Origin of the sequence: Chromobacterium alkanivorans (assembly GCF_016937655.1) — a bacterium.
GTDB lineage: Bacteria > Pseudomonadota > Gammaproteobacteria > Burkholderiales > Chromobacteriaceae > Chromobacterium > Chromobacterium alkanivorans.
Map to the genome: position 1 here is coordinate 81,556 of NZ_JAFHKL010000016.1, position 23,181 is coordinate 104,736.

The window sequence follows — 23,181 nt, forward strand, 5'->3', positions numbered from 1 at the left end:
CATGTTCCTGACCCATGTCACCACCGAGGGCGAGCGCTGGGATCAACTGGCGGCCCGCTATTACGGCGACGCGCTGGCTTACGAGCGCATTGTGGCGGCCAACCCCCATGTGCCGCTGGCCACCGTCTTGCCGAGCGGCCTGGTGCTGTCCATCCCCATCATTGAGCAGGATGATCTATCCGAGGACGAGGAGCTGCCGCCATGGCTGCGTTGACACAGGCCGTATCAGAGCCGACGGCGGTGGCCGCCGTACCCCACCCGGTGTTCATGCTGTCCTACGGGCACAAGAACATCACCAACGACGTGTCCCCGTATGTATTGTCGGTGACCTATACCGACTATCTGTCCGGCCAGTCCGACGAGCTGGAAGTGCAACTGGAGGATGCCGACGGCCGTTGGCTGCGCGCCTGGTACCCTGGCAAGGGCGACGCGCTGTCGCTCAAGATCGGCTACGACGCGGCGCCGCTGCTACCGTGTGGCTCTTTCGAGATCGACGAGATCGAGATCGCGATGCCACCGTCAACGGTGACGATCCGGGCGCTGTCGACCGGCATCAAGAAGTCGGTGCGCACTCGTTCCGGCCGCGCCTATGAGAACACCACGCTGGCGGCGATCGCCCGGCGCATCGCCAAGCGCAATCAGCTGACGCTGACCGGCAAAATCCGTGACATCCGTATCGACCGCGTCACCCAGTACCAGGAACGCGATGTGGCCTTCCTGACCCGCCTGGCGCGCGAGTACGGCTACGCCTTCAAGATTGTTGGCAGCAAGCTGGTCTTCACCGAGTTGGCCGATTTGCGCGACGGCAAGGCGGTGGCCACGCTGCAGGCCGGCGATCTGATCTCGCTGCGGCTGCGCGACAAGATCAAGGACATCTACCAACAAGCCAAGGTGAAGTACCACAACCCGAAGACCAAGAAGCTGGTGGTGTACGGGATGAAGGCGGACGGCCAGGTGGGCGCCGTGGGCCAAACCACGGTATCCACCAAGAAGCGCGGCGCCGGCCAGGCCGCCAGCGGCGACACCTTGAAGCTGTCCACGCGCTCCGGCTCCAAGGCGGCCGCGCAGGCCAAGGCCAAGGCGGCGCTGGACAAGAGCAACCAGGAACAAACCGCCGGCAACTTGACCCTGTCGGGCAACCCGAAGCTTGTCGCCGGCGTGACCTTCGACCTGGCCGGGTGCGGCAAGCTCGACGGCCGCTACCTGGTGGAGTCGGCGCGCCACCGCGTCGACCGCAGCGGCGGCTACACCACCGAGCTGGAGGTCAAGCGCGCGGCGATCTCGGTTGCCAAAGGCAAGGGCGGCGGCGCGGCGAAGAAGAAGTCCGGCAAGTCCTTGAAGGTCTACGGCATGAAGGGCGGCAAGGTGGATGTGGTCGGCACAACAACGGTGAGCAAGAAGAAATGAACGATACCTTCGATGAGTTCGGCGCCAGTCTCAAGTTCGGCACGGTCAGCGCCAGCAAGCCTGGCTTCGCCCGCGTGCGACTGCCGGACCTCGACAATATGCGCACCATGTGGCTGCCGATCGCCTACCCGAAGACCCTGCAGGATCAATGCTGCTGGACCTACGATAACGGCGAACATGTCGCGGTGCTGCTGGACGCGCGCGGCGAGGACGGCGTTATCCTGGGGGCGGTGTATTCCGATGCGGACAAGCCTCCGGTGACCGACCCGAACAAATTCGCCATTCGCTTCAAGGACGGCGCGCTATTGGAGTATGACCGGAGCACTCATGTGCTGACGGTGACCGGGGTGCAGAAGGTGGTGGTCCATGCCGACGCCGAGATTCTGCTGCAGGCCGGCGCCAAGGTAACGGTGAACACGCCTGAGGCGGAGTTCACCGGCAACCTGACCGTGCAGAAGAAATTGACCTTCCTGGGCGGCATGATGGGCTCTGGCGGGGGCGGCGCGTCGGCGGTGATCAGTGGTAAGGTGGAGGTCGACGGGGACATCAACGCCAGCGGGTCCGTGATGGATGCTGGCGGGAACTCGAATCATCACAGCCATTAGGGTTTGGGCTTATCCCTGATGGCAATGCCTTGCTTTCTCGACTCTGGGAGGCATTCAAACACATCATCAATTTCTTTTGGCTCAGAGATCATTTTCTCCACGATGATGTTCACCAACTTGAACAACGTTGTAACCGTGTCCTGTTTATCCTCTATGTCCATGATGCCGGGATGGAGGGATGCATTGCCAATGACCCGAACAGAGTCCAGTGCTTGCTGTATGCGTTTAGGAAGTCCATTCTGCACCAGCAAGGCAATATTCTGATTGATGTCCTTAGATGGGTCTCCTAGTTGATGGCATAGCTTTTCAACCACCAATCGAAGTAAGGCGGCTGCTGCGCGAGGAGACTGTGCTGCAATCGCGCGAGCTTCCTCATAGTCAGGCCGACAGTCATCCGGCATGTCTTTTGCTGGTAATGGCACCGTTGAAATAGATGGGTAGATCATCTTCATTTGCAGCGGCTTACTACTACGTATGTGCCAATAAGAATTTTTCTGGCATCTAAGGCAGGTGGCTTGATTGATATGTGAGGGGCGATCTCTCCCATAGTCAGAAAGGTTAACCCAGCGCATTTGGGCATAGGCACTGCAGTGAGGGCAGTTGAAAGCATCTTGTTGAGGTGCTGGCGCAACATAGTCCATCGGTTTCTCCTGTTTTACATTTCCCCCATTTTAATCCGCTTTACTATCACGTGGGACCGCCAGATATGACGATAGCCGCATGACCCGGCTATCTGACTCCCTTCACTGGCAACCCGCCCTCGGCGGCCTCGGCATCGTCGAGACCGTAGCGGACATTGACCAGTCCATCCGCATCATCCTGCGCTCACCCAAGGGCTGCGACCCGCATCGCCCGGGTTTTGCTTCCAGCCTGCACCTTCATCTCGACAAGCCTATCAACCAAGCAATTCCGCACTTGGTGCGCGAGGCGGTAGAGGCCATCCGCAAGTGGGAGCCGCGCTGCGACCTGATGAAGGTCACGCCAGCGGTGCAGGACTCTCAAGTCACCCTGCGCGTGCGCTGGAAGCTGGCGGACGGTGTGCTGCGCGAGACGGAGGTGCAGTTATGAGCCTGCCCGAGCCAAGCTTCATCGACCGCAACCCAGACGCCATCACCGCCGAGATCGTCGCCCAGTACGAGCAGCTATCGGGCAAGACCTTGTATCCGGCCCAGGTGGAGCGGCTGCTGATCGACGTGATCGCCTACCGCGAAAACCTGGTGCGTATCGGCATACAGGAGGCGGCCAAGCAGAACCTTGTGGCCTATGCCCGCGCGCCGATGTTGGACTACCTGGGCGAGCTGGTCGGCGTGACGCGTCTACCGGCGCAGCCGGCCAAGACCACGCTGCGCTTTACCGTGGAGGCAACGTTGGCCTCCGGGCTGTTGATCCCGGCCGGCACCCGTGTCGAGGGTGGCGATGGCGTGGTGGTCTTTGCCACCGATATGGACGTCACCTTGCCTGCCGGCCAGCTATCGGTCAACGTGGCCGCTACCTGCGAAGAGGCTGGCACTACCGGCAATGGCTGGCAGCCCGGCCAGATCAATAGCCTGGTCGACGAGTTGGGCGATATGGAGGTGGTGGCCGCCAACACCTCGGTGACCAGTACCGGCTATGACGAAGAGGACGACGAGCGCTTGCGCGAGCGCATCAAGCTGGCGCCGGAGTCGTTCACCAATGCCGGCAGCCGCTTGGCCTACCGTTTTCATGCCCTCAAGGCGCATCAGAGCATCGTCGATGTTGCGGTGCTGTCGCCATCCCCTGGCGTCGTTCACCTTTGCCCCCTGACGGCAACGGGTCTGCCTGACTCCAATTTGCTTGCCTTGGTTGAGGCCACTTGTTCCGCCGAGAAGGTGAGACCGTTGACCGACCGGGTGCGCGCACTGGCGCCCAGCCGCGTCGACTATGCGATTGAGGCTCAACTGGTGCTGTATACCCAGGCGGATTCGCGCTCGGTACAGGCCCAAGCAATGGCACAGGCCAAAGCCTATGTCGATGGCCGGGCGGGCGGCTTGGGGCGCGACATCGTGCCAAGCCAGGTGATTGCCGCGCTGCAGGTGCCTGGCGTGTACCAGGTCACGCTGAATAGCCCAACCTTACGTGTATTGAGTGAAAGCGAATGGGCGCACTGCACCCAGATTTCCATCACTCCGGCGGGAGTGGCAAATGGCTGAGACCTTGCTTTTGCCTCCCGTACTGGCCAGTGACCCGCGCTTCCGCGCGCTGGGCCAGCTGACTGGTCGTATCAGCCAGCAAGACTTGTCGCCGCTGCTGGTTTACCTGGTGGATCAAGTCGACACCGAGTTGTTGCCGGTTCTGGCTGAACAATTCCATGTGATGGGCGATGAAGGCTGGTTGCTGGCCAGCGATGAGCGTCAGCAGCGCGCCTTGATCAAAAGAGCGATCGAACTGCATCGATACAAAGGCACCTTGTGGGCGGTTCAGGAAGTGTTCCGCGTGCTGGGTATCGATGCCGAATTGCTGGAGTGGTGGCAGCAGCAGCCGGAGGGTGCCCCCTACACCTTCAGTTTGAAGCTGTGGGCCAACGACAACTGGCAGGATAAGAACCCTTTATTGAGCGCTGAGCTATATCACCGGCTGAAGTGCATGGTGGATGAAGCGAAGCCGGTCCGCTGTTCTTATGCGCTGCATGTCGGCGCACGCTTCGATCAAGGAGTGTATCTCGCCTCGGCGGGCCAGGCGCGTGCGATACGTCGCGCGGATGGCTACTGCCTGCCGGCCCCCGCAAAGCCGATTTTTCAACCCGCACAGCTTGCCAGCGCTGGACGCGCCAGGGCAGTGCTGCGCCTTTCAATGGAGGGCTAGAGATGACTACTACGCTCATCCCGCAACTGTTGGATGCGGGCTTGTCCGCCATCCAGCTGGCCAGCGGCGATGGCATTCAGTTGCGGATAACCCACGTCGCCCTGGGCGATGCAGGTTATGTGCCCAACGCCGGACAGAGCGGCTTGCGCCACGAAGTTGTCCGCTATCCCGTCGCGGACGGTCGCATCGTTGGCCCGCGCCAACTCCACTTGACCGCTCTAGCGGACGATAGCGCCGAGTTCTGGGTACGCGAAGTCGGCTTCATCCTGGAGAGCGGGGTGTGCTTGGCGGTGTGGAGTGATTCAAACCGCGCGCTGGCATACAAGCAAGGTGGGCTGGAGTTGTTGTTGGCCTATGACTTGACCCTGGCCGGCGTGCCACCTGACAGCGTCACCGTGCAATCCACGGGAGCGGGCCTGAACCTGCATCTAGCTGAAGAGCTTGCCAGCCTGGCCAGTGCCCAGATCGCCAGTCAGTTGGTCGACCTGCAGCAGGATGCGCTGCTAACGGAGCATGGCCGAGCGCTGTCCACGCTGCACAGCGATCTTGCTGGCCAGTTGGCTACCCTTGTCGAATCTGACCGGCAAACAGCGCAGCGTTTCGACCAACTGGCCGGCCTACACACGGCCGAACACGACAGCCTACTGGAGATTCAAGCCGCAAACGCGGCGGCCATTGTGGACCTGCAGAACCATTACTTGAAAGGAGCAACAGCATGAGCCTGGAATCGAGCATTGCCGGTCTGGTCCGCGCCTCGACTGAATTGACCGGCACCGTGCGCGGCAAGTCTGCCGAAATAGACGGCAAAGTCGCCGCGAAGATTGCCGAGCTGGACAACTGGCGTAGTACGGCACGATGGGAACTCCCATTTCACCGTGTCACCAAAAATCAGTTTGGAAACATTCTGAATGGCGCGCTACTGGGGTGGTCGGTCGATGCTGGAACGACCGTCACAGTAGCCGTTAAACGGGACATCGTTTCCGGGGTTGCGTGGGGTTCTCGTGATCCCGAGGAAGTCGCAATTTTGACCGCGATGGGTATGACCGGTGTACGAGACTTTTGGCCCGGGATTATCCGGGTGCTTTCGCTCACATGGAGCAAAAACCCAGGAACCCCCAATGCACTGTTGCCATTTCAAGTGCTGCCGATGCGTCAGGGCGTGACGGTTGCAAGCTACGCAAGATTGATCAGCGGTGCAGTGGATGGCAGCTACCTGAGTGGCATCTCGTCAACGTGGAAACAATGTGGTGCGTACATTGGGCAATACCACGGAGGGGGTTACGCTCACATTCATCCGATAGCGAGTACTGATACTGGCTCAATAGAGCTGATCCTGCCCGCTGCTGTCGCAGGGCGCTACCCGGTCGACCCTTCCAATCCGTCCTGGGGCTGGTTTGATCATCGGAGTGCAGTGGCAAATTTTGACACGTCGATTTGAGGAGATAAGCGATGGACAACCCTATCAGCGCCAGCGCAGCCGCCATCATGCAGGAAGAGTACTACCGCAACTTGGCAAAAGCCCGCATTGAGGCGGTTTACCCTTTGTTCAAGCAGATAAACATCTTGCGATCAGGCAGCACTGCGGAGAAGGACAAGATGGGCAAATATATCGACGCCATTCGAAGCTGGAGCAATGGAGATAACCCAGCCCTGGCAGAGCTGGAAAAAATTCAGCCGTAGTTTTCAAGGAGAAGACAGCGACCGGACAAGTGTTGGAGCACCTGTCCGGCCAGCTGACCCGCAGTCATAGCCTGCAAGTCATCCCAAGGCTGTCTACCGTAGGCCTACGGTGAAACAAGCCTAAACGGGAATTGCATCCGTGGAAAGAACCTTGCAGATGTTACAAATCACAGCTAATCCCATTATTCCATGGATCGGCGGCAAGCGCCGTCTATCCAAGCTCATTCTCCCTCTGTTCCCGGAGCATACCTGCTACGTTGAGCCGTTTTGCGGCGCGGCCGCGCTTTACTTCCTGAAAGAGCCAGCCAAGGTTGAGGTGATCAACGACGTCAACGGCGAACTGGTCAACCTGTACCGTGTAGTGCGCCACCACATGGAAGAGTTCGTTCGGCAATTCAAGTGGTCTTTGAGCTCGCGGCAAATATTCAAATGGCTGCAGATCACGCCGGAAGAAACACTGACCGATATCCAGCGGGCCGCCCGATTCTTCTACCTGCAGAAGATGGCTTTCGGCGGTAAGGTTGATTGCCAGAGCTTTGGCACGGCCACCACCAGTCCGCCCAAGCTCAATCTGCTGCGGCTGGAAGAAGACCTGTCTGCTGCTCATCTTCGCCTCAGTCGTACCTACATCGAAAACCTGGACTGGGCGGATTGCATCAAGAAGTATGATCGTGAGCACACGCTGGTCTACTGCGATCCGCCGTATTGGGGCACAGAAGGCTATGGCGTGGACTTCGGCCTGTACCAGTACCAGCGCATGTCCGAGCTGGCCAGGACCATCAAGGGCCGAATGATTATCTCGGTCAACGACATCCCAGAAATGCGCCAGACCTTTGACGGGCTGACCATCGAACGGGTGGACATCAGCTACTCCGTTGGCGGAGCCGGTCGCAGCAAGGACAAGAAGGGGGAATTGATCATCCGTAACTGGTGATCAGTAGTAGAAAGTGATGAGGGGCCTTGTGGCCCCTTTGCTGTCAAAAGTGAAATTCTTTTGCGAATGCTGGAAAATGATCTCCACCCGACTTATCGCGCAAAATGGTGCTCAGTTTTCGCGCCGCGCTTCATCATGCGGTCTCCCCTGCTTTGAAGCCGCGGGCCCCCACCCCCTGCGGCTTCCCGACCGATGGCTGGCTGCGGCGCAGACCAAGCTGATGACATTCCGACATAGCGACCTCCTGGCTAAATGCGATGGATGACGAGAGCTCCCCGTTGGATGCGCGCAAGCGCGGCGGCCGCCTCTGGATGTCGGGCGGCGTCTGGTTTTAAAAACGGCCGGCGTGTTCAGCCTCGGCGTATCGCCTTGAAGTCGTTGTCGGCCTTTAGCTGGAAGGCTTGCAGGCGGGCGACGCAATCGTCCAGCGCCTCCAGCGACAGGCGCGCCAACAACTGCAAATGAGAGGAATCGTCACGGCGGCCGCTGGCCTGGATCGCCGTCAGCGTGGAGCGCAACACGGCGAAGCCGTTCAAGGCCAGGGCGCAGGCGTCCATGGTTTGGGACAACAGGTATTGCTGCTCTTGGCTGACGGCCGGGGAGGGTTTGGCGCAAGCGGCGGAGGAATTAGGGGGAGTCATCGCCGTCTCCAAATCCGCCTGGAAGCCTGCTCGGAGATGAGCAGGGGCGTGACAAGGCGGCAAGACCGGTTCTCCGTGATGTCGACCGGCAGCCCCGAAAGGCTCCCTGCCACGCCCTGCTCAGATGCGGCGGCTGGGGGTGGTTTGGCTAAAGGAAGAAGGGAAAACAGTGGAGTCATTGCAGTCTCCAAGTCAGCTTTGAAAGCCTGCTCGGATACGAGCAGGAGCGTGACAAGGTGGCAAGACCGGTTCCATTGTTAAGACCGGCAGCTCCAGAGGAGCTCCCTGCCACGCCCTGCTCAGATGCAAGTGCGTGGCAACAGACGTGCGGGGTCCTGGCGGACTCTGCGGGTCTGCGAACAATGGAATTAATAGGCTTGCCTGCCCGGCGCGGCGTTATTTGGCGCAGCGCGAGGCAAAGAGTACTGAGACGGGGGCGGAGCGTCAAGCCGGAGACGGCCGCCCGGCCAGGCGGAAAGCGGGAGGGGAGGTTTAAAGAACCTGTTCAAAGCCCTGCGAGCCCAAGCGGGACTTTGAACAGGTTCTTGGCGGGCTTCAAATAGTGGACAGCAGCTTCAACACGGCGGCCGACAGCCTTTCCGCGCACAATCCGATGCCATGCTCGGGCGTGCCCTTATCCCGGCCTTGGCCGTCAATGATATTGCTGACCGCCCGCAAGACCAGCACCGGCGTGGAACCCACCCGTCGGGCGGCGCGCATCACGCCGGAGGACTCCATTTCAATCACGCCGCGGCCCAGTTCCAGCATTGCGGGAAACTTGTCGGCGGGCACCGGGAACTGATTGCTGCTGAAGATCAGCCCCGGCTTCACCCTGGGCAGGGCTTTCAGCTTCGCCAGCCAATAGGGGTCCGCGTCCCACTCCGTTTCCAGCTGGCCATGCGTATTGCTGTTAAACAGGCAGGACTCAAACGGCGTGCCTTTCAGGATCTTGTCGATGCCGTAAAGATCCATCTGCACGACCTTGCTGCCGGCGACGACATCTCCGATCTCCCAGCCATCCCCCACCGCGCCCGAGGTCCCCAAAAACAAGACCAGGTCAATCTCGCGCTGCTGCAGCACCGCCAGCGTGGTCAAGGCGGCGTCTTCCGTGCCCACGCCGGTTTCGGCCAGGTAAAGCTGGTGGAGATTGTGCCTAAGGCTGCGACAGGACAAGGCGCCGAGCATGGGGTCCGGCGACCAGGTCGCGGACAGCTGTTGCGACAGGTGGGCGGATTCGGCGGGGAATGCCGACAATAGCAAGATGTTCATGTAGTGCCTCAATCGTAGGTGGTTTAACTGCGAAATCTCGCCGAGGATACGGCGAGTCCTTCCAATCCTTAGCCTGCGCCTTCCAGCAGCAAGCGCCCGCCGCTGTTCAAATGCTCCACATCGCGCGCGCGCAGCGCATCCACCGCCACCTGCGCGTCCACCCAGATTTGCGCGGTGAACAGCTTGCCGCGCGCCGGCTTGCCGTCCGCCACCGCCCATATTCTATGTTCGGCATCCACGGCCACCTCCGCCGCGGCAGGCTCCAGCGCCGCCTGCTCGGTGCGCACGGCGGCCAGCAGCACCGGCTGGCCGTCCAGTTGCGCCGCGCCCATAGTCATCCGGTAATGGCCCTTGCCGTTCCACAGCGCCATGCCCTTGGCGGCCGGCTCCGCTTCCAGCCGCAGCCGGATGGCGCTTGGCGCCTCGCATTGGATGCTCAGCGTCATCCGCCGCTTGCCCAAGGCCAGCACCCCGGCCTGGGACCGCCCAAACTGGCCCTTGTTCAACACGCCGTAATCCAGTTGCTCGCCGCTCAAGCGCATCACGCAGTTGTCGGCCAACACGGCCTGGCACAAGAGCAGGCCGGCCAGACCGGCCGTTGCCCGCTTAATCATCGACTTCATTCCTTGCTCCTCGCTCACGCTTCCGCCCGGCATACCGCGTCCAGCTGCTCGTAAAACACCTGCTCGTCCACCGTTTCCGGCAGCGCGAAATCCAGCTGACAACGGTTGCCGTTAGGCGTAGTCACGGTCAACGCCTGTCCCGGCTCGGCATTGTCGAGGAAGACCTTGCCGCCTTCCACCACGGTGGTGACGAAACGATTGTCCGCCGTCAGCACCGACCCGCCGGCGCTCAGCGGCTGGCCCAAACCGTCCTTGACTTCCAGCAACACGCGGCGGGTCTGGAACACGTCGAATTCGACATGACGCACCGCGCCGCGGCTGACTTTCAGCTCCTTGTAGCCGTTTTTCAGCTCCACCGAGCGCGGCAAGCTCTTCACGTCCACTTCCAAGCGGCTGACGTCGTAAGCCGTCAAATTTGGGATCACCGCGCGGCCGCCGGCGTCGGTCCACACCGCCCCGCCCGGCGTGTTGACCCGCACCCCGGACACCTTGCCGGTGGACAACACGCCGAAACTGTCCTGGATCTGCGCCGGTGACGCGGTGACGCCGTCGCGGTGAAAGGCCAGGCCGCCGCTCAGCCCGGCGGAAAAATGACGGCCGGCGTAGTTCTGCCCCATGCCCAGCCGGGCGCTGGCGTAACGCGGCTGCACATGGACATTGGCGCTCACCCCGGTGCCGCGGCGGCTCTGTTCCGCAGTCAGCTGATAGCCCCAATACTCGTTGACGGTTTCGCTGACCGAGGTATTCAGGCTGGCGTCGCCGCCGCTGCTGCGCACGGTGCTGTTGATGCGGCGTTTTTCCAGCGGCAGGCTGAAGTTCAAATACCAGGCTTGATAACGACGGCCGTCAAAGGAGTTGCGGCCGTTCTCCACGTTCAGATTCAAGGACATCCGCTTGAAGGAGCGGCCCCAGCTGCCCAGCCAGCGGCTGCTGACATGTCCGTCGAAACTGCGGCTGGAGGAGTAGGACAGCCGGAAGCTGCCCGCGCGCTGATGGCTCCAGCCCAGAGAAGCGGAATACTGGGCGCGAGTGCGGCGCTTGCGCGCTTGGCCGGCCTGTTCTCGACCATAAGCCGTCATCGCCTCGCCCAGATCGCGGTAGCCCTCGGATTGAAACGAGGCCGATACGGACGCGCTCATCGCCTCGCTCATCCGCGTGCTCATCGCCCAGTTGGATTGATGGCCGAACACGCCCTCTTCCCGCGCATGGGAGCTCACGCCGCGCACGCTCAAGCTGGTGTCGGCGCTCAGGCCGACATCCGCCCCCAGGCCCAGGGCCTGGTATTGCGGCGTACCCAGCGCGCCCAGCGTCCCTTGCGCCCGCGCGCCTAGCGCCCAACTGCCGGAGCCGGTCAACAGCAAGGGGTCCTCGCCGTCGTCGGCATAGTCGCGCAAGCGGCCCATGGCCAGCGAATAGCCCAGCGGCGCGGCCGCATCCAAGCCCAGGCTTGCCGCCGGCACGGTGAAGCGCCGCTCGCCGCCGTCGCTCTCCGCCACCGTCACTTCCAGATCGACATGACGGTTGTTGAGGCGGATATGGTCAAAAGAGAAGGGCCCGGCCGGCACTTGCGCGACATGGATCAACACCCCCGCCTGCCGCACTTCCACCCGCGCCACACTATTGGCGATGCCCTCCACCCGCGCGCCGGGGCCGCCCTGCTCCAGGCCGCTCTCCGGCGTCCATTGCGCGCCCAGCAACTGGCCGGCGGCAAACAGCGGGCTGTCGACATTGATCACCCCCAGTTGCAGGCGCGCGCGCTGGGAGACGAAGGAGCGTTGGGCGTAAGCGCCCAGATCGCTGAACTGTCCCTGGCCGTTATTGGAGTAGTAGAACTGGCGGCTGCGCACAATCCAGTCGCCGACGTTGACGCCGGCCTCGGTATCCAGCGACAAGCTGCGGCTGCCACTGCCCAGACCCTGATAGCTGCTCGCGCTGAGGTCGTAGTTCAGCATGCCGCCGACGCCGCCGCTTTCCAGCTGGATCTCTTCTTGCGGCTGCGGCAGGATGGCCGCGGTGGGCACCAGCAAGGCCACCCGGTTCAGATTGGGGTTCAGCTGCACCTGGGTCTGCGGCCAAGCGCCGACAAAGTCGTAACAGCCCGGCGCCACGGAAATGCCCTCCGCCTCATCCGGCGGCGGCCCTTGCAAACGCGCTCGCTCCAGCAAATCAGGGCTGAAGCACAGCTGGCCTTGCGCGTCGAACTCAGCCTCCACCTCGCCCAGCACTTCGCCGTTGCGCGACAAGGTCACCAGCTGCCGGCCGACAGCAAAACGCGGCTTGCCGCGAAAGTACTCGGCCAAGGCCGGGTCCAGACCGCGCGCGCGCAAGACATCGGCGTCGAACATCGCCTCGTCGGCCACTCCCGCGGCCAATGCCAGCGACGGGGTCGCGCCCAGCGCCAGCAGCAAAGCCGCCGCCAGCGGCCGCCTACGCCAACGCCTTACCGGCGGGCCCAAATCTGCCCACACCTCCCCGCGCCCACATTGAGCCAGGAGCTCTTGCCAAACCGCCAATTAGCCGGCCTTGGCCGTCAAAGGCGCGTCGTAGCTGTCCACCGTATAGCTATACAAGGTCGCGGGATACAACGTAACCGCCTCGGCCTCAGTGTCCGCTACTGGAAATGACAGCTTCTGCCCAGGCAACACATAGTTATGCTCCAGTTGAACCGGGGTCCCTTGCGGTTTGAGGTGAACAACCTCCGCCAAACGCACCACATAGGGGCTGTCATTTTCCATTACCAATCGCCCAGCCTCCAACGACCACTTCAGCAACTTCCATGGTTCGCGATGAACAGCCAAGCCCTTGGGATGAATCACCAAGGGTAAGTTTTGCCGCACGGCAACTCCGACCTGCGCAGCCCCTCCTTCCAACTGTTGCGGGATACCCTCAAAAATCACTCGTTTCAAACGCTGAGTTTTTAACGGCTGCTGAAGCTGCAACATGAAGCGCACCTGCTGCCACTCCCCAGCCTCAACCCGGGCCACAGGCGGCGTAAGCATCACCAATGGTTTCTCGTCACCATCCTCCGCCAAGTTTTCAATTTTTGAATACAACAATAATGGCTGCTCATCCGTATTTTTCACCAACATTGCGCCACTGCCATCAGCCTCGTCCAGCAGGAGTAACGAAGTCTCAGGCATAACCCCTGCCGCCCGACTATCATTAACTGCCGCTAAAGTTAGTACCGACAACATCACCACTATTACTTTGCCACCAACCCGCATCGCCTCACCTCACCCCTCTCTATCACAGAGTAATAGAGAGGGGTAGAACTATCACTCAATTACCTAATCACAGGTCAACATTTTGACAAAAAAACAAGAACGCACAAACATGCAAATACAATTAATAATACAATTCCATGGTAACCACCCCACGAAACTCTTGCTCATCCGTCAAACCCAGCCCTTTTTTAATAGCAATCTTCGAAGCAATACCAGCCGTAAGGGTTTTAAATGAAACAGGAACACTATCGCCATCAATAGGGGTATAGTAGTGCAGGTTTTCCACCCAGTCACTACCTGCTTTTTTCCACACACCTTGATCCTCACTTACCCCATAAGCAACCCCTGCAATTTCACCTCCACTCTCATCAAAAGCTTTCATATCACCTTTGAATTGAAAGTAATGAAAGCCTATTTCTTTCCCATCAGCCGTCTTATTGAATCCAAAAGTTCTTTTATCGGAACTACCCTCACGGCCTACCGCATCCACAAATCTAACGCGCACACTCGCGGGGCTTTCACATTTAATATTCATATTATGAACCCCCCCTTCTTTCCTGAACATTGCTTCAGGGTATTCTGCTATTTCCCTCTCTTGAATTACACCATAATCCCAAACATTTCCTTCAGAAAAATTTACATTACATGCCGCCGGCTTAATAATACCTTGCACTTCAAATTTGGAACTACCCTGAATCACCGTTGACTCATCCGCCTTTACAAAGCTGACACACAGCACACTGGAAGCCACCAAAACCTGCACCATACACTTCAACATAATAAATCACCATACAAAACAGTTATCAGGAAAACCAATTTTACAAGAACAACTCCAAAAAAACATATGACCAGTACGAAAAACACCAACACAAACTAAATATCCATAAAAAATCCAACCACACTCACACCCACGAAAGGCAAATAAAAAAACTCACATCTAACCCTTTTAAAAAATCAGCACCACTCAGTTTTCACAGCGAAATAATTTATCATTTAAAACACATCACTTTTGCCCGCCATACTGGCAACCCATGCCGCCCACACCTCTCCATCACGCCGATAACAAGCATCATGATCGCCACCCTGCATAAACAACCTGGCTTTAGGCTGAGGACTGAGTTGATATAGACGTTCGCCCAATGCCATCGGCACCACTTCGTCGCCGGAGCAATGAATGAATAGTTTTGGCGCGGCAATGGCCGGCAATTTGGAATAGGAGGAGAAGTTATGGCGGATCAGCGCGTCAAACGGCAGCCATGAGGCGGTATAGGATTTGGCGATGTCCGCGATAGACAAGAAACCGCCGTCTATAATCACCCCGTCCACGCCCAGCGACACCGCGGCCATGTCCATGGCGATGGCGCCGCCCAGGGAGTGGCCATACACCAGATGCTTGGACGCTTGGGGCGACAGCTTCTTGAACGCTTGCCAGGCGGCCCTGGCGTCGGCGTAGACCGAACGCTCCGACGGCAAGAACCACGCGCCGCCGCCGTAGCCGCGGTAATCGATCGCCATCACCGCCAGGCCCAGCCGGCGCAGGCTGAGGATCAAATCGATATCGGTGTGCAGCGTGCTGTCGTTGCCGTGCAAAAACAGTACCGCCGGCGCGGTGGGCGATTCGGCCGGCAGCCACCACGCATGCACCAGGCCGCCGCCCTCCGCCTTGGGAATCGGCAGCCAGGCTTCTTGGTAACGCACCCCGTAATCTTGCGGGGTTTTGCCGGTCTGATACGAAGGGCTGAGGATGAAATAGCGCTGCGCCAGCTCCCACAAGCTCATCGCCAGCAGGATGGCGGCCGACAGCGCCAGGATTTTCTTAAACGCGCCCATGCGCGCCGCCACACTTTGCTACATCACAAGCCATCAAGAACACCAGCCTCAAAATAAAAGCCATCTCCGCCCAGCCTGGGCGAAATCCAACCTTGAAGCATAGCCTTGCTCAGAATGAGGGGATATTTGACCAGTACGAAATGCGCGCCCAGGCAGTACCAGTGGTGCGACAAGGAGGCTCAACGCAGGATCAGGGGTTTTGTTAGCCGGTCTTAGCGACGAGGAAGACAAATGAGGATGGCGGGAACCCTCAGCCGGAAAGCGGCACCAAGGAGGGTGCCGCGGGCGGAAAGGAAAAATGTCAGGACTTGAACAGCAACAAAAGATCGGCGTCGCGTTCCGCGCCCAGTTTGCGCATGGCGCTGGCTTTCTGGGTGCTGATGGTTTGCTTGCTGCGCTTGAGCTTGGCGGCGATGTCGTTCACCGTCAGGCCGGCGACGAAGAGCCTCACCACCTCGGCTTCGCGCGCGGTCAACGCGCGCTTGGCGGTGGATTGGGCCAGCCCGTCCGCCTCCAGCAAACGCTCCACCGCGGGAGAGTAGTACGGCGTTTTGGCCCTGGCGGCGTACAAGGCCGGCAGCAGGTGTTCGATGGCGTCCGATTTACTCAGGATGCAGTGAATGCCCAGGCCGCGCAGCGAGCGCACCACCAGCGCGTTGTCCATCATGGTGAGCACCACGATGCCCAGCGTCGGATACAGGCGGCGCAAACGCTCGAACATGGCCGCACCGTCGCCGGACTCGCAGCCCGGCATGGAATAATCGGACACCAGCACATCGCAAGGCTGGCTGGCCAGCAAATCCCACAACGCAGTTGCGCTGCTGGCCTTGCCCGCCACGCGGACGGCGCGCCGGCTTTGCAACACATGCTCCAGGCCGCTGAGCACGGTGGGGTGGTCGTCCGCCAGCAATACCTTGATTTCCTCTGTCTCCATGTCGCTCACATAAAAATGATATTTATTGTCGAGAAACTCTATTTTTATAGATAAGCAAACATCCTGAGCGCGGTCAACTCCCCGCCCAGCAACTCCGCCACCGTCAAATCCACGCATGCCAGACTCACGCCCAAACTCATCCACCCTTCGTCCGCTCAGCCGCCTGCGCCGCATTCAGCGCGCCACGCTGTTTGGCGGCGGCATTGTCCTCTCGCTGGCGCTGCTGGCTTTGACCGCCCTGACTTTGTGGTCCTCCGGCAAAGCGATGCTGTCCGACCGGCAGCAGGTGTTCGACGCGGAAAACACCGCGCTGAAAGTCATCCTCCGGGGACACGCGATCGACCTCTACCATCAGGTCAGCCAGGCGGAGGCCAACTGGAAAGCCCAGATCAAGGCCAGCCCGGCGCTGGCGCGCCAGTTCGACGCCGACCAGGGCCAGGCCTGGCTGCCGGCCAGCTCCGGTCATCCCTTGGCGCTGGCGCTGGGCCCGCGCCCGGGGCTGCCGGCCGCCACCCGTTTAGGACCTTATCTGGCGCTGGCGGAACAAACGGTCGACACGCTGTGCGGCGGCGACTGCGAGTTGAGGAAGTCTGAAACCGCCTATCTGTACAGCCCGGACCGGCAGTTCCTGACGATAGCCTCGCCGCTGCTGTCTCCGCTGGCGCTGACCCCGCCCGGCGCAAGAGCCCGGCTGAGGCAGGAGGTGTTCACCGGCATGCCCAGCCCGGCCGTGCCGACGGCCAACGGCCAGACCAGCCGCAACCCGGCCTGGCTGGCCACCGCCGCCGCGCCGCTGACCGGCCGCCCCGCCATCCGCCTGGCGCAAACCGCCGTGGTCGACGGCATTCCCTTCGCCGTGTTCGCCCGGGACATCCGCATCGACACCTTGCTGAATACCTGGCGCCCGGACGTCAATGACGAAACCACCTTGCTCGCCAGCCCCTCGGACGCGTTCTATTTGGGCTTTGGCTATCAGGCGGCCCAGGGTTCACAGCTGATCGCGACGCTGCGCAAAATGGCTTTGCCGGCGCTCAACGAAGCGGTGTCCGATCTCCAGTACCGCGACGGCCTGTTCATCCTGCGCGCCCGCCTGCCGGCGCCGGCCTGGATTCATATTCAGGTGTTTGCCTGGCATGCGCTGCTCAACGATCTGCGGCTGTCGCTGATCACCAACCTCAGCGCGCTGCTGTTTGCCCTGAGCTGTCTGTGGATTCTCATCCTGTTGCTGGACCGGAGAATCTTCAAACCCGCCTTCAGCAGCGCCCAGCGCATTTTCGAAAGCGAGAACCTGAACCGCATCATGGTGGATACCGCCCCCTCCGGCCTGACGCTGCTGTCCATCGCCGACGGCACCGTGCTGCTGGAAAACGAAGTGATGCGCCAGTGGGCGCGGCAGGGCTGCATCGCCCGCCCGCCGCTGCATCTGCAATTGCTGGACACCCACCAGACCGCGTCCCCGCTCGGCACCACGCCTTGCCACCGGGACATCCAGTTTGCGATGGCGGACGGCAACGCCATGGAGCTGCACAGCACCACCATGGCCACGCGCTATCAGGGCATCCGGGTCCTGCTGTGCAATGTGGTGGACATCACCGCGCGCAAGGCGCTGGAGCGCCAGCTGGAAAGCGCGCGCCAAACCGCGGAAGCGGCCAGCCAGGCCAAGTCTTCCTTCGTGGCCATGGTCAGCCATGAAATCCGCACCCCGCTGCACGCCATCGTCAGCAGCCTGGACTTGCTCGGCCGCGCCCGGCTCGCCGCGCCGCAGCAGCAGCGCCTGGCCGTAGCCAAGCACTCGTCCCAGGCGCTGCTGGCCATCATCAACGACATCCTGGACCTGTCCAAGGTGGAGTCCGGGCTGATGAGCGTGGAGACCATTCCCTTCGATCTGGCCGCGCTCGGCCATGAGGCCTCGGCCAGCATGGAACCGCTGGCCCGCGCCAAGGGCCTGGAATTCTCCTGCATGATAGACGCGCAATTGGCGCCGGCTTATCTGGGCGACCCGGGCCGCGTCCGGCAAATCATGCTGAACCTGCTCGGCAACGCCATCAAGTTCACCCTCAGCGGCGAGGTGCAGCTGGAGATCTATCTGCAGGACGACAGCCGCGCCGACTCGCCGGTAATCATCGGCGTGAGCGACAGCGGCGTGGGCATTCCCGCCGAATACCACGACCAGGTGTTCACTGAATTCTCCCAGGCCGACGCCTCCATCACCCGCCGCTTCGGCGGCACCGGCCTGGGCCTGTCGCTCTGCAAGAAGCTGGCGGAGTTGCTGGCGGGAACGATTGAATTCACCTCCAGCCCCGGGGTGGGCAGCACCTTCGTCGTCACCCTGCCCTTGCCGCCCTGCGCCGCCGCGCCTATCGCGGCGCATCCCGCCGTCTCTCCGGGCCCGGCCTCGCCGGCGGCCCGCATCCTGGTGGTGGACGACCACCCGGCGATCCGGGCGCTGATTCAGGACCAGCTCCGCGAGCTGGGCTACCAGGCGGACATCGCCGCCAACGGGGCCGCCGCGCTGGCGCTGGCCACCCGCCAGGATTACGCCTTGGTGCTGACTGATCTGAGCATGCCGGACATCAGCGGCTACAGTCTAGCCCAGGCCCTGCGCGACAACGGCTTCTCCGCCCCCATCGTCGCCATCACCGCGCAGGCCGGCAACGCCGAACTGCCGCTCTGCGCGCAGGCCGGCATAGACGAGCTCATGCTCAAGCCCTTTACCCTGGAGGAGCTGGACGGCGTGATCCGCAAACACCTGGCGCTGCGCCCGGCCAGCGTTCGCCCGCCAGCCGGCCCCGCCGCGCCCTTGCCCGCCGCCCGGCGCGCAGAACTATTGAGCGCGCTGGACCACTCCATCCAGCTGATGCGGCAGGCGCTGGAACGGATGGACCAGCAAGTGTTGATGCAGCAATTGCACGCCACCAAGGGGGCTTTCGCCATGGCGGGACAAGCGCCGGTGGCGCAGTTGTGCGCGGAAATTGAACAGTTGGTCCAGGCCGGCCGACGCGAGGAAACCGGCATGCGGCTGGACAAGCTGGCGGAGCTGGCGCATGCGCGATTGGCCCAACCGTGAAAGCGCTATCGCCGCCTGGGCGGCATGAGCGACAATGGTCAAACGCTTAGAAGCTGTTTACGATCTGCTGCGCATCGGTAGAGACATTGTGCGATGAGTGCCCGCTTCGAAATGCTCATGTACCACGCGTACATTCCGCTTTCTCAGCTGTTTTCGCCTTGTCTCGCTCTTGCTCGCGAGATCGTAAACACGTTCTTGAGAGCCCTTGCAGAGGAGCCGCCCATGAATATATCCGACCTCCCGTTTGGAATCAGCGACTGGTCCGCGCTGGAGCCCACCCAGCATGCCGGCGAAACCGGCTGCGCCTATTGGCGTACCCGGCATTTCGGCGACATCCGCGTCCGCATGGTGGAATACACGCCGGGCTACCGCGCCGACCACTGGTGCGTCAAAGGCCACATCCTGCTGTGTCTGGAGGGGGAGCTGCATACCACGCTGGCGGACGGCCGCAGCTTCACCCTGAAGCCCGGCCTCAGCTACCAGGTGGCCGACGACGCCGAGCCGCATCTGTCCCATACCGAAACCGGGGCCAAGTTGTTCATCGTCGATTGACGCTGGTTCAGGCCGCCGTTGCCTCCTGCCGCCTCATGCCCAGCACCCGCTTGCAACGCGGATAATTGCAACAGCCCCAGAAGTCGGAGCGGCCGGCCTTGCCGGCGACATGGCGCATCGGAACACCGCAAGCGGGACATGTTGGGGTGCGGTAGTCGCCGGCGCAGGCGAAGTCCAGCAACTGCTGGCGCGCGGCGCCGGGCAGGCGCTCAATCAGCATCAACAGCATCTCGCCATCGATCAAGGTAATGTGATTGCTCTGCGCCACGGTCTTGGCGTCGTCGGAAAATTTGCCGCTGGTCATGAAAAAGGCCTTGGCGATTTTCTCGTGGGTCATCACGCCCAGCAATTCGCGAATAGGCTTCACGCCGACATAGCGTTCGCCCCAGGCCTTGCATTGCACCACCGATGTGGCGCGGCCGGAATCATCCTGAAACAAGCGGATGTCGATGCCGCCGTCCGGCCCCAACGGCGTGGTTTCAGAACGAATGCCTTTCAACTCGTAAAACTTCTGGCAAACATCCTCAAAACGCTTCCATTCGATGTCGCGGATCAAAGCCAGCGTCCATTGCGCGGGCCGCTCCGCGCTGGCCGTCTCTTGAGCGCTCCACGCTCTGTTCTCCCGCTGCGCCTGGACCGGCGACGACGCGCTTGGCGGCGTCTTTCGCGGCGTCGCCGGATCGATCTTGAAGCTAAAGCGCGGCTCCGCGGCCTGCCGCATCAAGGACAACACGGCCAGCACCAGGAAGAACAGCGCAATGGGCCAGCCCAGCGCGGAAAGCCCCTCGGCCAGCGGCTTCAGCATGACATTATTGGCCCAGAGCGCCGGCAGAATCCCTTTCAAACCCAACAAGCTGAGTCCGGCCAAGACAGCGCTGACATACCAGGGCGCAGCGATGAGAGTCGGGGCAAAGCGGTTCTGGACTTGCCGATATCTACGTGCCATAGCTCACTCTTTTATTATTCCAAATGCATTTTAACTGTCCGGCACACATGCCCGCAAATGGAACGCTCAGCCAAGCCGCCGCGACAAGAGCATTAGCCCCTCCCTGCCCAATGACATACTCTGGGAATCCGGGCCTCATCAAACGACATTCAAAACACCATGTTTCGCAATAACCATCAAGGAAGGTCATGAAAAAACTCGGTCTGCTGGGCGGCATCAGCTGGGTATCGACGCTGGATTACTACCGTTACCTGAATGAAGGCGTCAACGCCGCGCTGGGCGGCCTCAATTTCGCCGAGTGCGTGGTGTACTCCCTGAATTTCAACGATATCCAGCGGCGCGGCTGGGACGACTGGGACCACACCTATGCGCTGCTGCTCAAGGGCTGCCTGCATTTGAAAGCCGCCGGGGCCGAAGCCATCGTGCTGTGCGCCAATACCGCGCACGTCGTGGCCGAACGCCTGGAAGCGGCGGTCGGCCTCCCCATCATCCATATCGCCGACGCGACGGCGCGGGACATCTCGCGGCAACAGCTGCGGACCGTCGGCCTGCTCGGCACCAAGTTCACCATGGAGTTACCGTTTTTTCAGGACAAACTAAGCCGGCACGGCATCCGCGCCTTGATCCCGGAAGCGCAGGACACGCGCGACTTCATTCAGCGCACCCTGCGCGACGAATTGGGCCACGGCATGGCGTCGCCGGCCACCAAGAGCGCCTATCTGGAGGTGATTCGGCAGCTAGTCGAACGCGGCGCCGAGGGCATCGTCTTCGGCTGCACCGAACTGCCGCTGCTGTTGAGCCAGGCCGACGTGCCGGTGCCAGTGTTCGACACCACCCGGATTCACATCCGCGCCGCGCTTGAGTTCGCGCTCGCAGATGCGGTGCTCAAGCGATAGGAGAAGCTGTTTACGATCTCGCGAGCTAGAGCGAGACAAGGCGAAAACGGCCGAAGAAGCGGAGCGTGCATAGGATAGACGAGCATTCTGAAGCTGTGCTCGCCATGCCGCGTCTCACAACAGGCAGCAGATCGTAAACAGCTTAATTAGATCGAAAGAGCTACAGGCGCGGCCCCCGCTTCCGCATATACTTTCCGCATATCGCAAACGGCGATATCACCCACCCACCCGATACCAAGGACATCCCATGCTCACCAGCGCCCGCAATCAGTTCGCCGGCAAAGTCGCCGCCATCCATCCCGGCGCCGTCAACGACGAGATCGACATCGCCCTGCCCGGCGGCGACGTGATCACCGCCGTCATCACCCAGCGCAGCACCGCCAACCTGGGGCTGTCCGTGGGCTGCGAGGCGCTGGCCATCATCAAGGCGCCCTGGGTGATCCTGGCCAACCCCGAGGCCGGCATCCGGCTCTCCACCCGCAACCGCCTGGAAGGCCGGGTATCCGCGCTGCGCCAGGGCGCGGTCAACACCGAGGTGGAAATCCGCCTCAACGGCGGCGACGCCCTGGTGGCCATCGTCACCAAGGAGAGCGCGGACGATCTGGAGCTGGCCGTTGGCAAGGCCATCGTCTCCTTCTTCAAGGCCTCCCACGTGATTGTCGGCGTCCGGATCTAAGAATCTGTTCAAAGTCTCGCGGGCAAGGGCGACTTTCTTGGATTAAGCCCGCCCCGCGCGCCGCCTATCGCGCAGATAACGCAGCACGCCGTTCAGGATGGCCGTCGGCGACAGCTCGGCCATCGCCAGCAAGCCGTGGCCCTGGTGGTAGTCCGGGTTGTGCTCGACAAAATAACGCGCCGCCGGACGCGGGTGCTGCAGCCAGAACTGGCGGTCGGTCTGGCTGTCCCGGGTCAGAATGCCCAGCTTCACCACATAGGGCCGCTCCGGCGCGGGCGCCGCCATGCCGAAGCTGCCGCACAACTCCGCCGCCAGCCGCCCCAGCGGCTGCTCCATGCCCCGTTCCGGGCTGGGCCACATGCCGGCGGCGTACTTATGCATCTGGATGAAGCTGGACGGATGGATCATCGCGCCCAGAAAGTACATCGGCCGCCACGGGCTGCGCAGCCAGTAGCGCAGCATGCAGCCGGCCAGAAACGGCATATTGCTGTTGCGGCCGCGGTAGTCCTTGAGCAGCCCGGCCTGGCCGCGCAGGATTTTGACCTCGCGCCCCGCCGCCCGGCGCTGAAACAGGTGGACGGCGCAATAGCCCACCGCCTGGCCGTGCTCGCCGCGATGCAGCAGGATGCTGCTGTGCTCGGACTCCGGCAGCACCATCTTGCGGAAGGCCGCCCGGTCCAGGCCACTGAAGACGGCGTCGTGCACTTGGTAGGCTTCGTCGACCAGGCGCTCGCGCCCGGCCAAGGTCAACAAGTGCGGATAAAGAGTGTCTGAGTGAGTGATGGTGCCCATGGGTCCTCGCGCGGAATGGCGACGTCGAAACGCAGCGCATGGTAAGCAGCGGGTCCGGACACAACCACTGACAGATATGCCACTGTTGTTGTTTCTTGATGGAACCGTCCAAACGCGACTGGCTGCGCCCGCTTTGACCGTCGGCGCATGATGCCGCCGCAAAAAAACCCCGCCGTTCGGCGGGGTTTGTCGTTTCATGCTGCGGATCAGGATTTGGCCGGCGCTTCCCAGCCGCCGCCCAGCGCCTTGTACAGGCCCACTACCGCATTCAGCTGGTCCAGC

Annotated in this window: 25 protein-coding genes; 14 read left to right on the forward strand and 11 right to left on the reverse strand. The window is 61.4% G+C overall.

Features of this window, described 5'->3' with window-relative positions; genetic code table 11:
* The first annotated feature begins 1 nt into the window (after position 1).
* From JW897_RS21855 to JW897_RS21865, 3 genes are read left to right on the forward strand one after another with little or no spacing between them, the layout of a single operon-like run.
* Positions 2-214, forward strand: coding sequence for a tail protein X (locus tag JW897_RS21855; protein ID WP_205467621.1), 213 nt, complete (start codon positions 2-4; stop codon positions 212-214).
* Entirely contained in the window at positions 202-1,407 is a 1,206-nt protein-coding gene (locus JW897_RS21860; RefSeq protein WP_205467622.1) for a phage late control D family protein, read from the forward strand. Before JW897_RS21855 ends, JW897_RS21860 begins: the two co-directional genes overlap by 13 nt.
* Positions 1,404-2,012, forward strand: coding sequence for a phage baseplate assembly protein V (locus JW897_RS21865; RefSeq protein WP_205467623.1), 609 nt, complete (start codon positions 1,404-1,406; stop codon positions 2,010-2,012). Before JW897_RS21860 ends, JW897_RS21865 begins: the two co-directional genes overlap by 4 nt.
* Here the strand turns inward: JW897_RS21865 and JW897_RS21870 are convergent.
* Entirely contained in the window at positions 2,009-2,653 is a 645-nt protein-coding gene (locus JW897_RS21870) for a DUF4145 domain-containing protein (protein WP_205467624.1), read from the reverse strand. The genes JW897_RS21865 and JW897_RS21870 overlap by 4 nt on opposite strands.
* 79 nt (positions 2,654-2,732) lie before the next feature.
* On the opposite strand from JW897_RS21870, the gene JW897_RS21875 reads away from it, so the two are divergent.
* The 7 genes from JW897_RS21875 to JW897_RS21905 all read left to right on the forward strand — a co-directional run bounded on the left by JW897_RS21875 (position 2,733) and on the right by JW897_RS21905 (position 7,449).
* The gene (locus JW897_RS21875) at positions 2,733-3,080 is read left to right on the forward strand and encodes a GPW/gp25 family protein (protein ID WP_205467625.1); all 348 of its coding nucleotides are present in this window, start codon (positions 2,733-2,735) and stop codon (positions 3,078-3,080) included.
* Entirely contained in the window at positions 3,077-4,183 is a 1,107-nt protein-coding gene (locus JW897_RS21880; RefSeq protein ID WP_205467626.1) for a baseplate assembly protein, read from the forward strand. The genes JW897_RS21875 and JW897_RS21880 overlap by 4 nt, the downstream gene beginning before the upstream one ends.
* Positions 4,176-4,835 carry a phage tail protein I gene (locus JW897_RS21885; protein WP_205467627.1) on the forward strand — a complete coding sequence of 220 codons (660 nt, stop codon included), beginning with the start codon at positions 4,176-4,178 and terminating at the stop codon, positions 4,833-4,835. The genes JW897_RS21880 and JW897_RS21885 overlap by 8 nt, the downstream gene beginning before the upstream one ends.
* 2 nt (positions 4,836-4,837) lie before the next feature.
* The gene (locus tag JW897_RS21890; RefSeq protein WP_205467628.1) at positions 4,838-5,554 is read left to right on the forward strand and encodes a phage tail-collar fiber domain-containing protein; all 717 of its coding nucleotides are present in this window, start codon (positions 4,838-4,840) and stop codon (positions 5,552-5,554) included.
* A complete protein-coding gene (locus tag JW897_RS21895; protein ID WP_205467629.1) occupies positions 5,551-6,273 on the forward strand; it encodes a hypothetical protein in 723 nt (240 codons plus the stop codon). Before JW897_RS21890 ends, JW897_RS21895 begins: the two co-directional genes overlap by 4 nt.
* Positions 6,274-6,284: 11 nt before the next feature.
* On the forward strand, positions 6,285-6,515 hold the full coding sequence (locus tag JW897_RS21900) for a hypothetical protein (RefSeq protein WP_205467630.1): 231 nt from the start codon (positions 6,285-6,287) through the stop codon (positions 6,513-6,515).
* 157 nt (positions 6,516-6,672) lie between these two features.
* Entirely contained in the window at positions 6,673-7,449 is a 777-nt protein-coding gene (locus tag JW897_RS21905; RefSeq protein ID WP_205467643.1) for a DNA adenine methylase, read from the forward strand.
* Between the two features lie 350 nt (positions 7,450-7,799).
* Here JW897_RS21905 and JW897_RS21910 read toward each other — a convergent pair whose 3' ends face one another.
* From JW897_RS21910 to JW897_RS21945, 8 genes are all read right to left on the reverse strand, one after another.
* Entirely contained in the window at positions 7,800-8,090 is a 291-nt protein-coding gene (locus tag JW897_RS21910; protein ID WP_205467631.1) for a hypothetical protein, read from the reverse strand.
* 555 nt (positions 8,091-8,645) lie between these two features.
* Positions 8,646-9,359, reverse strand: a complete 714-nt coding sequence (locus tag JW897_RS21915) for a 5'-methylthioadenosine/S-adenosylhomocysteine nucleosidase family protein (RefSeq protein WP_048412231.1) — start codon at positions 9,357-9,359, stop codon at positions 8,646-8,648.
* Between the two features lie 68 nt (positions 9,360-9,427).
* Complete coding sequence (locus JW897_RS21920) at positions 9,428-9,982, reverse strand: DUF1120 domain-containing protein (RefSeq protein ID WP_205467632.1); 555 nt, start codon at positions 9,980-9,982, stop codon at positions 9,428-9,430.
* 14 nt (positions 9,983-9,996) lie between these two features.
* Positions 9,997-12,450 (reverse strand): fimbria/pilus outer membrane usher protein, encoded by a 2,454-nt coding sequence (locus JW897_RS21925; RefSeq protein ID WP_205467633.1) that lies wholly within the window; start codon positions 12,448-12,450, stop codon positions 9,997-9,999.
* Between the two features lie 45 nt (positions 12,451-12,495).
* On the reverse strand, positions 12,496-13,176 hold the full coding sequence (locus JW897_RS21930; RefSeq protein WP_205467634.1) for a fimbria/pilus chaperone family protein: 681 nt from the start codon (positions 13,174-13,176) through the stop codon (positions 12,496-12,498).
* Between the two features lie 151 nt (positions 13,177-13,327).
* Positions 13,328-13,984, reverse strand: coding sequence for a DUF1120 domain-containing protein (locus JW897_RS21935; RefSeq protein WP_205467635.1), 657 nt, complete (start codon positions 13,982-13,984; stop codon positions 13,328-13,330).
* 215 nt (positions 13,985-14,199) lie between these two features.
* Positions 14,200-15,036: an alpha/beta hydrolase gene (locus JW897_RS21940; RefSeq protein ID WP_205467636.1), complete on the reverse strand. Its 837-nt coding sequence runs from the start codon at positions 15,034-15,036 to the stop codon at positions 14,200-14,202.
* A gap of 301 nt (positions 15,037-15,337) precedes the next feature.
* The gene (locus JW897_RS21945; RefSeq protein WP_048412228.1) at positions 15,338-15,970 is read right to left on the reverse strand and encodes a response regulator; all 633 of its coding nucleotides are present in this window, start codon (positions 15,968-15,970) and stop codon (positions 15,338-15,340) included.
* 115 nt (positions 15,971-16,085) lie between these two features.
* Here JW897_RS21945 and JW897_RS21950 point away from each other — a divergent pair, with 115 nt between their 5' ends.
* Positions 16,086-19,037 (forward strand): ATP-binding protein, encoded by a 2,952-nt coding sequence (locus tag JW897_RS21950; protein WP_205467637.1) that lies wholly within the window; start codon positions 16,086-16,088, stop codon positions 19,035-19,037.
* A 222-nt stretch (positions 19,038-19,259) separates the two neighbouring features.
* Positions 19,260-19,589 carry a DHCW motif cupin fold protein gene (locus JW897_RS21955; protein ID WP_205467638.1) on the forward strand — a complete coding sequence of 110 codons (330 nt, stop codon included), beginning with the start codon at positions 19,260-19,262 and terminating at the stop codon, positions 19,587-19,589.
* Between the two features lie 7 nt (positions 19,590-19,596).
* Here JW897_RS21955 and JW897_RS21960 read toward each other — a convergent pair whose 3' ends face one another.
* The gene (locus tag JW897_RS21960) at positions 19,597-20,442 is read right to left on the reverse strand and encodes a restriction endonuclease (protein ID WP_205467639.1); all 846 of its coding nucleotides are present in this window, start codon (positions 20,440-20,442) and stop codon (positions 19,597-19,599) included.
* 281 nt (positions 20,443-20,723) lie between these two features.
* Between JW897_RS21960 and JW897_RS21965 the strand changes: the two genes are divergently transcribed.
* Entirely contained in the window at positions 20,724-21,431 is a 708-nt protein-coding gene (locus JW897_RS21965) for an aspartate/glutamate racemase family protein (protein ID WP_205467640.1), read from the forward strand.
* A gap of 247 nt (positions 21,432-21,678) precedes the next feature.
* Positions 21,679-22,107 (forward strand): TOBE domain-containing protein, encoded by a 429-nt coding sequence (locus JW897_RS21970; RefSeq protein WP_048413803.1) that lies wholly within the window; start codon positions 21,679-21,681, stop codon positions 22,105-22,107.
* A gap of 42 nt (positions 22,108-22,149) precedes the next feature.
* Here the strand turns inward: JW897_RS21970 and JW897_RS21975 are convergent, their stop codons facing one another.
* On the reverse strand, positions 22,150-22,899 hold the full coding sequence (locus tag JW897_RS21975) for a hypothetical protein (protein WP_156187807.1): 750 nt from the start codon (positions 22,897-22,899) through the stop codon (positions 22,150-22,152).
* Positions 22,900-23,181 lie beyond the last annotated feature (282 nt).

Coding starts and splice junctions, on each gene's coding strand:
- JW897_RS21875 (WP_205467625.1), top strand. CDS start 2,733: ATGACCCGGCTATCTGACTCCCTTCACTGGCAACCCGCCCTCGGCGGC.
- JW897_RS21865 (WP_205467623.1), top strand. CDS start 1,404: ATGAACGATACCTTCGATGAGTTCGGCGCCAGTCTCAAGTTCGGCACG.
- JW897_RS21880 (WP_205467626.1), top strand. CDS start 3,077: ATGAGCCTGCCCGAGCCAAGCTTCATCGACCGCAACCCAGACGCCATC.
- JW897_RS21870 (WP_205467624.1), bottom strand. CDS start 2,653: ATGGACTATGTTGCGCCAGCACCTCAACAAGATGCTTTCAACTGCCCT.
- JW897_RS21935 (WP_205467635.1), bottom strand. CDS start 13,984: ATGTTGAAGTGTATGGTGCAGGTTTTGGTGGCTTCCAGTGTGCTGTGT.
- JW897_RS21885 (WP_205467627.1), top strand. CDS start 4,176: ATGGCTGAGACCTTGCTTTTGCCTCCCGTACTGGCCAGTGACCCGCGC.
- JW897_RS21915 (WP_048412231.1), bottom strand. CDS start 9,359: ATGAACATCTTGCTATTGTCGGCATTCCCCGCCGAATCCGCCCACCTG.
- JW897_RS21965 (WP_205467640.1), top strand. CDS start 20,724: ATGAAAAAACTCGGTCTGCTGGGCGGCATCAGCTGGGTATCGACGCTG.
- JW897_RS21905 (WP_205467643.1), top strand. CDS start 6,673: ATGTTACAAATCACAGCTAATCCCATTATTCCATGGATCGGCGGCAAG.
- JW897_RS21970 (WP_048413803.1), top strand. CDS start 21,679: ATGCTCACCAGCGCCCGCAATCAGTTCGCCGGCAAAGTCGCCGCCATC.
- JW897_RS21920 (WP_205467632.1), bottom strand. CDS start 9,982: ATGAAGTCGATGATTAAGCGGGCAACGGCCGGTCTGGCCGGCCTGCTC.
- JW897_RS21955 (WP_205467638.1), top strand. CDS start 19,260: ATGAATATATCCGACCTCCCGTTTGGAATCAGCGACTGGTCCGCGCTG.
- JW897_RS21930 (WP_205467634.1), bottom strand. CDS start 13,176: ATGTTGTCGGTACTAACTTTAGCGGCAGTTAATGATAGTCGGGCGGCA.
- JW897_RS21950 (WP_205467637.1), top strand. CDS start 16,086: ATGCCAGACTCACGCCCAAACTCATCCACCCTTCGTCCGCTCAGCCGC.
- JW897_RS21895 (WP_205467629.1), top strand. CDS start 5,551: ATGAGCCTGGAATCGAGCATTGCCGGTCTGGTCCGCGCCTCGACTGAA.
- JW897_RS21940 (WP_205467636.1), bottom strand. CDS start 15,036: ATGGGCGCGTTTAAGAAAATCCTGGCGCTGTCGGCCGCCATCCTGCTG.
- JW897_RS21855 (WP_205467621.1), top strand. CDS start 2: ATGTTCCTGACCCATGTCACCACCGAGGGCGAGCGCTGGGATCAACTG.
- JW897_RS21945 (WP_048412228.1), bottom strand. CDS start 15,970: ATGGAGACAGAGGAAATCAAGGTATTGCTGGCGGACGACCACCCCACC.
- JW897_RS21975 (WP_156187807.1), bottom strand. CDS start 22,899: ATGGGCACCATCACTCACTCAGACACTCTTTATCCGCACTTGTTGACC.
- JW897_RS21900 (WP_205467630.1), top strand. CDS start 6,285: ATGGACAACCCTATCAGCGCCAGCGCAGCCGCCATCATGCAGGAAGAG.
- JW897_RS21860 (WP_205467622.1), top strand. CDS start 202: ATGGCTGCGTTGACACAGGCCGTATCAGAGCCGACGGCGGTGGCCGCC.
- JW897_RS21890 (WP_205467628.1), top strand. CDS start 4,838: ATGACTACTACGCTCATCCCGCAACTGTTGGATGCGGGCTTGTCCGCC.
- JW897_RS21910 (WP_205467631.1), bottom strand. CDS start 8,090: ATGACTCCCCCTAATTCCTCCGCCGCTTGCGCCAAACCCTCCCCGGCC.